Source organism: Actinosynnema mirum DSM 43827, assembly GCF_000023245.1.
Lineage (GTDB): Bacteria > Actinomycetota > Actinomycetes > Mycobacteriales > Pseudonocardiaceae > Actinosynnema > Actinosynnema mirum.
Window position 1 is genome coordinate 2,794,711 of sequence record NC_013093.1, and the last position, 10,619, is coordinate 2,805,329.

9 protein-coding genes are annotated in these 10,619 nt (G+C 75.1%); 6 read left to right on the forward strand and 3 right to left on the reverse strand.

Annotated elements, in window-relative coordinates:
• Positions 1 to 145 precede the first annotated feature (145 nt).
• Complete coding sequence (locus AMIR_RS12500; protein ID WP_015801325.1) at positions 146 to 1,933, forward strand: ABC transporter ATP-binding protein; 1,788 nt, start codon at positions 146 to 148, stop codon at positions 1,931 to 1,933.
• On the opposite strand, the gene AMIR_RS12505 is transcribed toward AMIR_RS12500, so the two are convergent.
• Entirely contained in the window at positions 1,917 to 2,735 is an 819-nt protein-coding gene (locus tag AMIR_RS12505; RefSeq protein WP_015801326.1) for an SGNH/GDSL hydrolase family protein, read from the reverse strand. The genes AMIR_RS12500 and AMIR_RS12505 overlap by 17 nt on opposite strands.
• A gap of 205 nt (positions 2,736 to 2,940) precedes the next feature.
• Between AMIR_RS12505 and AMIR_RS12510 the strand changes: the two genes are divergently transcribed.
• From AMIR_RS12510 to AMIR_RS12530, 5 genes are all read left to right on the forward strand, one after another.
• The gene (locus AMIR_RS12510) at positions 2,941 to 4,827 is read left to right on the forward strand and encodes a peptidoglycan recognition protein family protein (RefSeq protein ID WP_015801327.1); all 1,887 of its coding nucleotides are present in this window, start codon (positions 2,941 to 2,943) and stop codon (positions 4,825 to 4,827) included.
• Positions 4,828 to 4,916: 89 nt separating this feature from the next.
• On the forward strand, positions 4,917 to 5,381 hold the full coding sequence (locus tag AMIR_RS12515; protein WP_015801328.1) for a CHRD domain-containing protein: 465 nt from the start codon (positions 4,917 to 4,919) through the stop codon (positions 5,379 to 5,381).
• Between the two features lie 160 nt (positions 5,382 to 5,541).
• Entirely contained in the window at positions 5,542 to 6,087 is a 546-nt protein-coding gene (locus tag AMIR_RS12520; RefSeq protein ID WP_015801329.1) for a hypothetical protein, read from the forward strand.
• 97 nt (positions 6,088 to 6,184) lie between these two features.
• Positions 6,185 to 6,553, forward strand: a complete 369-nt coding sequence (locus AMIR_RS12525) for a YciI family protein (RefSeq protein WP_015801330.1) — start codon at positions 6,185 to 6,187, stop codon at positions 6,551 to 6,553.
• A complete protein-coding gene (locus AMIR_RS12530; protein ID WP_118946061.1) occupies positions 6,550 to 7,800 on the forward strand; it encodes an RNA polymerase sigma factor in 1,251 nt (416 codons plus the stop codon). Before AMIR_RS12525 ends, AMIR_RS12530 begins: the two co-directional genes overlap by 4 nt.
• Here the strand turns inward: AMIR_RS12530 and AMIR_RS12535 are convergent.
• Together AMIR_RS12535 and AMIR_RS12540 are read right to left on the reverse strand one after the other, a co-directional pair.
• A complete protein-coding gene (locus tag AMIR_RS12535) occupies positions 7,790 to 8,530 on the reverse strand; it encodes a matrixin family metalloprotease (protein WP_015801332.1) in 741 nt (246 codons plus the stop codon). The genes AMIR_RS12530 and AMIR_RS12535 overlap by 11 nt on opposite strands.
• A gap of 450 nt (positions 8,531 to 8,980) precedes the next feature.
• Positions 8,981 to 10,432 (reverse strand): aldehyde dehydrogenase family protein, encoded by a 1,452-nt coding sequence (locus tag AMIR_RS12540; RefSeq protein WP_015801333.1) that lies wholly within the window; start codon positions 10,430 to 10,432, stop codon positions 8,981 to 8,983.
• Between the last annotated feature and the right edge of the window lie 187 nt (positions 10,433 to 10,619).

A 10,619-nucleotide genomic window follows, 5' to 3' on the forward strand; every position in this document is an offset into this window, starting at 1 on the left:
GACCGAGCCCGCCGCCAGACCCGCCCGACCGCCGCCCGCCGTCTCAGGCCCGCCCGGAACCCCGCCCCGCCAACGCTTTTCCCAGGCCCGCCCCCGTGCCCGCCCTCGTCTCCCCCACGCCCGCCTCACCCCGTGGAGCCCGCCCATGACCGCCCCCACCCCCGGCGCGCTGCGCGTGCTGCTGGCCTACGCCCGCCCGCACCGGGGCGTCCTGCTCGCCAGCCTCGCCCTGGTCCTCGTCGCCAGCGCCACCGGTCTCGCCCAACCCCTGGTGGCCCGCGACGTCCTGTCCGGTCTCGGCGGCGACGGCGGGGTGCTCGGCCCGGTGCTGCTGCTGGCCGCGCTGGTCGTGGTCGGCGCGCTGCTCACCGGCCTCCAGTCCTGGTGGCAGCAGCGCACCGCCGAGCGCGTCGTGCGCGAGGTCCGCCGCGACCTGGTGCACCGGCTGATCCGGTTGCGCGTCCCCGAGCTCGACCGCCGCCCGCCCGGCGACCTCGCCGCCCGCGTCACCGCCGACAGCACCCTGCTGCAGAACGCCGCCACCGAGGGCCTGGTCATGGTCGCCAACGGCCTGATCACCGCGCTCGGCGCCGTCGTGATCATGGGCGTGCTGCACGCCGGTCTGCTCGCGGTCACCCTGGGCGTGCTGCTGACCGTCGCGCTGCTGCTCCTCGTGGTCCTGCCGCGAATCCGGGCCGCCGTCGCCCGCGCGCAGTCGTCCGTCGGCGCGATCGGCGCGGCCCTGGACCGGGTGCTGGGCGCGGCCCGCACGGTCAAGGCCAACGGCGCCGAGGCCAGGGAGACCGAGCGCGCCAACGCCGCCGTGGAGAGCGCTTACCTGGCCGGGTTGCGCGGGGCCAGGCACGTCGCGGTGGTGAAGGTGCTGACCGGGGTGGCCGTGCAGGGCGCGTTCCTCGCGGTCCTCGGCGTCGGCGGCGCGCTCGTCGCCGCCGGCGGGCTCACCGCGCCGGACCTGATCGCGTTCCTGCTCTACGTCTTCTCGCTGGCCGCGCCGCTCGCCGCGCTCGTCGGCGGGCTCAGCGCGCTCCAGCAGGGACTCGGCGCGGTCGGCCGCATCCACGAGGTCGCCGCCATGCCGGTGGAGGACGACGTCGACCTGCCGGTGCCCGAGACCACCCGGACCGCGCCGCCCTCGGTGGAGTTCCGGGACGTCGGGTTCGCCCATCCAGGCCGCGCCCAGGCCCTGCGCGGAGTCTCGTTCACCGCGGACCCCGGCGCCCGCACCGCGCTCGTCGGACCGTCCGGCGCGGGCAAGTCCACCTCGTTCGCGCTGCTCCAGCGGTTCGTCGAGCCGGACTCGGGCACGATCCTGCTGGACGGCGTCGACATCACCACCATCCCCAGGGCGCACCTGCGCGCCACGATCGCCCACGTCGAGCAGGACGCGCCCGTGCTCGCCGGGACCCTGCGCGAGAACCTGCTCTACGCCGAGCCGAACGCCACCGACGCCGAGGTCGACCGGGTACTGCGGGTCACCATGCTGAAGTCCTTCGTGGACGACCTGGAGCGCGGCCTGGACACCGAGGTCGGCACGCGCGGCGTCGCGCTGTCCGGCGGCGAGCGGCAGCGCCTGGCCATCGCCCGCGCCCTGCTGCGCCGCCCCGGCGTGCTCCTGCTGGACGAGGCCACCGCCCAGCTCGACGCCCGCAACGAGACCGCCCTGCGCGAGGCCGTCGACCGGGCCGCGCTGGGCTGCACGGTCATCCTGATCGCGCACCGGCTGTCCACGGTCACCGACGCGGAGCGGATCGTGGTGCTGGAGCAGGGGAGGGTCAGGGCCAGCGGGACGCACGCCGAGCTGGTGCGAGGGGACGACCTCTACCGCGAACTGGCCACGACCCAGCTCCTCGCGGGGGAAGCGGGGGCGTCCGGACGGGCGGACGCCCCCGGTGAGGCTATGCCAGCGCGGTGACCCCGGCGAACGCCTGCCGCAGCGCGGGCAGGTAGCCGTCGCGGTGGCCGGCCGGGTTCGGGTGGTAGGACTCGTTGATCTTGTCCCACTCCAGGCTGGTCACCCACTTCGTCCCGGTGGAGCACAGGGTGTGCGCGTTGAACACCGGCCGCGCGTCCAGGAACGTGAACCCGGCCTCCGCCGCCCGCGCCGAGATCACCGTCGCGAGCGTGTCGGCGGCCGAGTTCAGCGACGCGCGCTCGGTGTCGCTGAGCCCGAAGATCCCGCAGTTGCCGCCGATCGTGTACAGCCTCGGGTAGCCGACCACCACGACCTTCGCCGACGGCGCCGCCGCGCGCACCGCCGCGTACAGCCGGGTCAGGTTCGCCGACATGGTCGTGCTCGCGATCTGCTTGGCCTGCTCGACCCGGTTCACGCAGTCCCGGTCGTCCAGGGTGAGGATGCAGGTCACCAGCACGTCGGTGAACCCGATGTCGTTGCCGCCCACCTGCACGCTCACCAGCGTGGTGTCGGGGGTCAGCAGCGGCACCTGGTTCGCCAGCACCTCCGTGGTCTCCGCGCCGGAGCAGGCGGCCTCCACGAACGCGGTGCCGGGGTTGGCCGCCGCCCACAGCCGGGGGTAGGACAGCGGGCCACGGCGGCAGGGGTCGTTGGGGTTGTCGTAGGTGCGTGTGCCGGGACCGGTGGTGTACGAGTCGCCGAGCGCGACGTACTTGCCCGCGGCGGCGTTGGCGGGTGCGGCGAGCAGCGTGCTCGCCAGCAGCGCCAGCAGAACGGGGATCAGGGCCCGAGGTGCGCGCATGGGGGTGGCCTCTCCGGTGAGGAGGGAAGCAGGGGACCTCTCAATGGGTAACAGCGCGCGCTTGTGAGGAATACCCCACAATGTCGTATATGTGGTGAATTTCTTTTACCGCAATCGACGACGCGGCGGTGACCCGCAGGTGAAGCCTGTTTACACACGGTGGGCGCGGGGTGGAAGCTTGGCGGTCCGAGAACGGAGGACGACCATGCGACCGGCCACCGCCGCGTTAGCCGCAACACTGCTCGTCACCGGCCTGGTCACCGCGCCCGGCAACGCTTTCGCCGCGTCGGGCAACGCCGACTACGCCGAGGCCGCGCGCGAGTTCGGGGTCCCGGAGCCGGTGCTCCTCGGCGTCGCCTACCTGGGCTCCCGCTGGGACTCGCACGCCGGTTCGCCCAGCCGCGCGGGCGGCTACGGGCCGATGCACCTCACCGACGCCGTCCCCGCCGAACCGGGGGAGCACCACGACGCCGAGGACCCCAGGGGCGACCCGTCCCGGCCGCTGGGCGTCGACGGCCACGCCGACCCCGCCGCCGGACGCCCCGGCACCCTGGCGCGGGCCGCCGAGCTGACCGACCAGGACCCCGCGCGGCTGCGCACCGACCGGCGGGAGAACATCCGCGGCGGCGCGGCCCTGCTCGCCTCGCTGCGCGGCGACGCCGGCGAGGACCTCGGCTCCTGGTACGCCGCCGTCGCCCGCTACAGCGGCGCCGACGACGACGCCACCGCCCGCCGCTTCGCCGACGACGTCTACGAGGTCGTCCGCGACGGCGCCACCCGCGTCACCGACACCGGCGACACCACCACCCTGGCCGCGCACCCCGACGTCCGCCCGGACACCGCCGCGCTCGACGCGCTCGGCCTGCCGCAGCCGCGCGCGGGCGCCGAGTGCCCCGCCCGGCTCGGCTGCGAGTGGGTGCCCGCGCCGTACGAGAACTACGACCCGACCGACCCCGGCGCGTACGGCAACCACGACCAGGCCGACCGCCCCAACGACCTGTCGATCGACTACATCGTCATCCACGACACCGAGACCTCGTACGAGCAGACCCTCGAACTCGTCCAGGACCCCACGTACGTCAGCTGGCACTACACGATCCGCTCCCGCGACGGGCACGTCGCCCAGCACGTGGAGAACTCGGACGTCGCCTGGCACGCGGGCAACTGGTTCGTGAACTCGCACGCCATCGGCATCGAGCACGAGGGCTACGCCGCGCAGGGCAGCTGGTACACCGAGGCCATGTACCGCAACTCGGCCCGCCTGGTGCGCTACCTGGCCGACCGGTACGACGTGCCGCTCGACCGCGCGCACATCCTCGGCCACGACAACGTCCCCGGCACCACGCCCGGAACCGTCGCCGGGATGCACTGGGACCCCGGTCCCTACTGGGACTGGTCGCACTACTTCGACCTGCTCGGCGCGCCGCTGCCCACCTGGGGCGCCCCGCACTCCGGCGTGGTCACGCCGAACCCGGACTTCGCCACCAACCGGCCGCGCTTCACCGGCTGCGAGAGCGCGGGCGTGGACTGCCCGTCGCGCGGCTCCACCTCGCTGCTGCTGCACACCGAGCCCGCAGGCGACGCCCCGCTCGTCGCCGACGTCGGCCTGCGCCCGGACGGCTCGCCGAGCACCCGCGCGGTCAGCGACATCGGGGCCAGGATCGACGCCGGGCAGCGGTTCGCGGTCGCCGAGCGGCGCGACGGGTGGACCGCGATCTGGTACCTCGGGCAGAAGTCCTGGTTCCGCACCCCCGAGCCCCGGCACGGCAGGCCGTCCGGGCCCGCGCTGGTCGTCACGCCCAAACCGGGCCTGGCGCAGGTCCCCGTCTACGGCCGCGCGTACCCCGAACAGGCGGCGTACGCGGGCACCGGGGCGCCGCCGCAGTCGGTGCTGCCGCTCCAGTACGCGATGCCCGCCGGGCAGCGCTACGTGGTCGGCGACGTGGACCCGCCGGTGGACTACTACTTCGCGCAGACCTGGGACGGGCCGCACGTGGTGGTCAGCGGGCAGGACCGGTACCACCAGGTCTTCCTCGGGCACCGGGTCGCGTACGTGCGGGCCGCCGACGTGGACCTGAGCCTGGTCTGGTGACCTCACCCGCACGGGTGTAGGGGGTGAACCGGTTGCGCCGAACGGTCTAGCTTCGGCAGACCGGAAAGCCCCCACCCGTGGAGGACGTTGTGGCTCTCTCCAGCAGACTGGCCGCCCCGGCGGCGCTGGCACTGGCACTGACCGCGCTGGCGCCGCTCGGGGCCGCCCAGGCCGACGCCGGGTGGACGCACCGCCGGGCCGACCTGGCGGGCGCCGACGTGGTGCCCGGCCCCGGCGACGAGGACGGCGACGGCAGCGCGAAGCTGCGCCTGCGCGACGACTCCGCCGAGGGCGAGCTGTGCGCGACGGTGAACCTGCGCCGCGTGCTGCCGCCCACCGACGTCCAGCTGCGGCGGGGCGCGGCGGGGCGGAACGGGCCGCTGCTGCTGTCGCTGGAACCGCCGCGCGGGGAGGCGGTGTTCACCCGCTGCTTCGACCTGGACGTCGAGCTGGTGCGCGAGATCGAGGACTTCCCGGAGCGGTTCCACATCACCGTCCACGACGAGGACTTCCCCGGCGGCGCGCTGCGCGGTCAACTCCGCTCCGGCGTCTGACCTGCGCGCGGTAATCCATTCAGTCGCAATGGATGTACACCTGAAGGTGTCACCACGTAGCCCTCCGCTGCTTGCTACGGTCCGAATTGCCGGCGCCACCAGCGGCGCCGTCCTCGCTAGCGGTGACGGCCCCGGCCGTCGCCCTCCGGTTGGGGGTGCGGTGGTACCGAGGAGCAGGTTCGCGGTCGTCGGGGTTCTCCTGCTGCTGCTGGGGCTGGGCGCCGCGCCCACCGCCTCGGCGGCGGCCGGTTTCGCGGTCCAGGCCAGGGCGTCCGGGCTGAGCGCGGAGCAGACCGGCCGGTTGCAGGCCGAGGTGGACGGCTACCTGGCGCGGTGGGGCGGCAGACAGGTGGCCGCGAACCGCGTCGAGCGCGACGGGGCGGTGCTCACCGTCGCCGTGCCCGGCGAGGAGCGGTCGCGGTCGCTGCCGGGGCAGGTCGACCACTGCCGGAACGGGTGGGTCGACTTCGGCTGGTTCTGCGCCTACGAGCGCGAGGACGGCCAGGGCTCCAGCCTCGCCCTGTACTCCTGCGCGTGGCAGCACGTCCCGTGGCTGAGCGTCGGCTCCTGGCAGGACAACCAGACCCCCGGCACCCGCTCGACCATGTACTTCGTCGGCGGCTCCAGCTGGCACATGCCCGCCGCGCCCTCGTGGCAGCGGTACGGGGTGGTGTGGGGGATCGTCACCGGCTTGCGGAACTGCTGAGCCGAGATCGTCGGGCGCGAGGTGTCGTGCCCGGCGGTTCGGCGGCGACCTCGTGGTGGACTGCCGCACGGGTGGTCCACCACGAGGAGGCCGAACGGTGAAGTACCTGATCATGATGCAGATCGACTCGGCGGTGCTGGAGCAGCTCACCGGGGAGCAGCAGCGCGAGATCCAGGAGGGGCACGCCGCGTTCATGGCCGAGACCAAGGCCAGCGGCGAGTTCGTCGGCACCCAGGCGCTGGCCGACCGGAGCCGGTCCAAGGTGATCCGCCCCGGCGCCGACGGGCCCGAGGTGACGGACGGCCCGTTCGCCGAGAGCAAGGAGTTCCTCGGCGGCTACTACCTGGTCGACGTCGAGGACGAGGCCAGGGCCGTCGAGCTGGCCAAGCGCATCCCGGACGCGCGGATCCCCGGACTGGCCCTCGAACTGCGCCCGGTGATGTTCTCCGACTTCGGCGACGCGTGAGCGCCGGAACCCCGGTGGCCGAGGGCCTGTGGCGCGACCTCGCGCCGCAGGCCCTCGCCAGGCTGCTGCGCGCGCACGGCCGCGCCGGGTTCGACCTGTGCGAGGACGCCGTCCAGGAGGCGCTGCTCCAGGCGCACCGCCAGTGGCCGGGGCGCTTCCCCGACGACCCGCTGGCCTGGCTCGTCGCGGTGGCCCGCCGCCGGTACGCCGACCACGCGCGCGGGGACGCCAGGCGGCGCTCGCGCGAGGCGCGCGCGGCCCTGCTCGCCCCGGAGCCGCCGCAGGCCGGGCAGGACGACGACTCGCTGCTGGTGCTCCTCATGTGCTGCCACCCCGGCCTGCCCCGCTCGGGCCAGGTCGCGCTGACCCTCAGGGCCGTGGCCGGGCTGAGCACCGCGCGGATCGCGAACGTCTACCAGCTGCCCGAGCCGACCATCGCCCAGCGGATCACCCGCGCCAAGCGCAAGGTCGCCGAGCTGGGCCTGCCGCCGCCGGGGCCCGCCGACGAGCGGGTGACCCCGGTGCTCGACGTGCTGTACGTGATGTTCACCGAGGCGCACCACACCACCACCGGCGCGCCGCCCCGCGACGCCGACCTGGCGGCCGAGGCGATCCGCCTGGCCAGGCTGCTGCTGCGCGCCGTGCCGTCGTCGGCGGAGGTCGCCGGGCTGCTCGCGCTGATGCTGCTCACCGAGGCCAGGCACCCGGCGCGCGTCGGCCCGGACGGCGCCCTGGTGCCGCTGGACGAGCAGGACCGCGCCCTCTGGGACCGGTCCCTGATCCGGGAGGGCGCCGCGCTGGTCGACCGCGCGGTCCGGGGCGCCCGGCCCGGCCCGTACCTGCTCCAGGCGTGCGTCGCGGCGCTGCACGCCGAGGCGGCCAGCGCGGAGGCGACGGACTGGGGCGAGGTGCTGGCGCTGTACCGGGTGCTGGAGGCGGTGACCGGGCGGGGGAACCCGACGATCACCCTCAACCGGGTGGTGGCGCAGGCGGTGGTGGACGGGAGCGCGGTCGCGCTGGGCGAGCTGGACGCGCTCGCGGCCGAGCACCCCCGGCTGCCCCGGCTCGACGCCGTGCGCGCCCACGTGCTGGAGCAGGCCGGGCGCGCGGGGGAGGCGGCGGACGCGTACCGGCGGGCCATCGCGGTGACCACGAACCTCGCCGAGCAGCGGCACCTCAGGCGGCGGCTGCTCGGGGTGGCGACCGCCGGGGTGCCCGCCGGGGTGACGGGGGCGACTACTTCTTGACCCCGTAGAGCTGGGTCAGCCCCGTCCAGTCGCTCAGCGCGAGCAGCCGCTTCTCGGTGTTGCACGGCGCGTTGTTCGGGCTCATCGTCGCGGTCGGGTTCGCGGACTGGCTCACGTGCGCCAGGCCCAGCGTGTGCAGGCGCTCGTGGGTGATCGTGGACTGGAGGTCGAACGCGTTCGCGCAGTTCGCCGGGATCGTCGTGAACCAGGTGTTCGCGGTGTTGATCAGCGTGTCGGACGCGATCACGACCCCGGTGCTGCGGTAGTACGTGCAGGTCATCGCCAGGATGCTGCCGGGCATCGCGCCCCAGGAGGTGACCGACTTGCCGTCGTTGCCCCGGCAGCGCCCGTACGAGTCGACCTGCGCGGACAGCTTGGTGGTCTCGCCCGCGTAGCTCTGCTGCGCGGCGGCGGTGCCGGTCTTGCCGCAGCGGTTCGCGCCCGAGGCGGCGTTGCCGGTCGCGGCGGTGATCGCGGCGAGCGCGGTGGACTTCACGCTGCCGGGCGCGGCGCCGCCGTTGTAGTACCAGGTGTACGCGGCGCTCAGCTTCCACGCCTGGCGCTCGTACCCGGTCTCGGTGCACGCCACCGACCCGGACGTGGTCAGCTTCCGGCCCGCCAGGATCGCCTCGGCGGCCACGAGCACCGTCTCCCGCGCGGGGACCAGCGCGAGCGGCGCGGCGGCGAGCGCCACCAGCGCGCCGACGAGGGCCTTGTGGATGATCCGCATCTGACTGGTCCTCCGCGCGTTCGCCGTGCCGACGGCGACAACGTTCGGATCCGCCGGGTGCGCGCGGGGTCCCGGTTCGGGTGCGGAACAGGTTTTCCCGAGCGGGCGGTCCCGTCTTCGGGAAGCCGAAGGCGGTGGTATTCAGCGGGGTGTCCGGCCCTCTTCTAAACACGTGCGCGGGAGCACGTGATCCCGCGCGCTACGCCGTGCCGCCCGCGTCCGCGCTGGGCCACACCCCACACCCCCTGCGCCCGTCGCGACACAAGGCGCGTGCGGCACGGCCCCGGCGGTTGACTGCGCGCGGTCGCAGGTCGCCCCCTTCGGGTGATGACTTTTCCAGGTGGCCTCGAATAATTGGGTGGTGGCCCCGGCGCGCCCGGAACCGGGGGACGGCGCTGGTCGCGAAGCCTGCGCCGCCACCCCGTCGCGGGCCTGGAACGGGTCGCGCGCCTAGAACGGGAAGCCCGGCGCCGTTCGCCGCGCCGTCACCCACTGCGTCTCGGTGAACGCCTCCGAGTTCGCCGCCACCCCGCCGACCCGCCCGAACCCGGACGCCCCGACCCCGCCGAACGGCGCGTTCGCGTCGTCGTTGAACGTCTGGTCGTTCACGTGCACCGCCCCGCTCGGCACCAGGTCGGCCAGCGCGAGCCCGGCCGCCACGTCCCCGGTCACCACGCCCAGGCTCAGCCCGTGCTCGCTGTCCGCCGCCAGCCGCACCGCCTCCGCCACGTCCCGGAACGGCCGCACGCACGCCACCGGACCGAACACCTCCTCCCGGTAGGCGGGCGTGGAGTCCGCGCAGCCGGCCAGCACGGTCGGCCGGTGGAACAGCCCGTCGCGACCGCCGCCCGCCACCACCCGCGCGCCCGACGCGACGCTGCGCGAGACCAGGTCGGCGACCCGGTCCGCCTGCCGCGCGTCGATCAGCGGCCCCAGGTCCACCTCGTCCCGGTGCCCGTCGCCGACCCGCAGCGCCTCCGCCCGCCCGGCCAGCAGCTCCACGTACTCGTCGTACCGGGACTCGTGCACCAGGTGCCTGCCGACCGCCATGCACACCTGCCCGGCGTGCACGAAGCTCCCGAACGCCCCGCACGCCGCCGCCTGCGCCGGGTCCGCGTCGGCGAGCACCACCAGCGCGCTGTTCCCGCCCAGCTCCAGCACCGACCGGGTCAGCGCGCGCGCCGCCCGCGCCCCCACCTCGCGCCCGGCCGCCGTCGACCCGGTGAACGACACCACCCGCACCGCCGGGTGGTCCACCACCGCCTCGCCGACCTCGCGCCCGCCGGGCAGCACGTGCAGCACCCCCTCGGGCAGCCCGGCCTCCTGGAGCACCCGCGCGAGCGCCACCCCGCCGGACACCGCCGTGCGCGGATCGGGCTTGAGCAGCACCGCGTTGCCCAGCGCGAGCGCGGGCGCGACCGAACGGATCGCCAGGACCAGCGGGAAGTTGAACGGGGAGATCACCGACACCACCCCCGAGGGCACCCGCCGCCGCACGCTCAGCCTCGGCGCGGGCGAGTGCAGCAGCTCGCCGTGCGGCGCGGTGGCCAGCGCCGCCGCCTCCAGGCACTCGGCGACCGCCGCCGACACCTCCACCCCGGCCTTGAACCGGGTCGACCCGGCCTCCCGCACCACCCACCCGGCGATCTCGTCCGAGTGCTCCTCGAACAGCGCCGCCGCCCGGCGCAGCACCGAGGCCCGCTCGAACGCCCCTAACCCGGCCCACACCCGCCCGGCGCCCGCCGCCACGTCCCCGGCCCGCGCCACGTCCCCGACCTCGGCGACCCCGACCTCGCCCAACCGCTCACCGGTCGCGGGCTCCACCACCGGCCGCGCCCCCGAGGGGACCCACTCCCCGGTGAACAACCGCCCCGCCCACTCCGCTCCGTCCAGCAGACCCATCGCAGCCTCCTCGCACTCACCCCGTCGTGCTCCGGATCCCCGATCGTGGCGGCCCCAAAGGCGCAGCGACAACCCTCAGGGGCGGTGGACGGACCACGGTGCGGGCCACCTGCGACCACGGCCCCGGCCGCCCGCGGACCACCCCGTCGGCAGCGCGCGGGCCCCTCGCGAGCGACCCGCGACCGGT

Bases quoted from the DNA above. Each gene is read 5' to 3' on its own strand.
- AMIR_RS12500 (WP_015801325.1), top strand. From the start codon at position 146: ATGACCGCCCCCACCCCCGGCGCGCTGCGCGTGCTGCTGGCCTACGCC.
- AMIR_RS12505 (WP_015801326.1), bottom strand. From the start codon at position 2,735: ATGCGCGCACCTCGGGCCCTGATCCCCGTTCTGCTGGCGCTGCTGGCG.
- AMIR_RS12510 (WP_015801327.1), top strand. From the start codon at position 2,941: ATGCGACCGGCCACCGCCGCGTTAGCCGCAACACTGCTCGTCACCGGC.
- AMIR_RS12535 (WP_015801332.1), bottom strand. From the start codon at position 8,530: ATGCGGATCATCCACAAGGCCCTCGTCGGCGCGCTGGTGGCGCTCGCC.
- AMIR_RS12540 (WP_015801333.1), bottom strand. From the start codon at position 10,432: ATGGGTCTGCTGGACGGAGCGGAGTGGGCGGGGCGGTTGTTCACCGGG.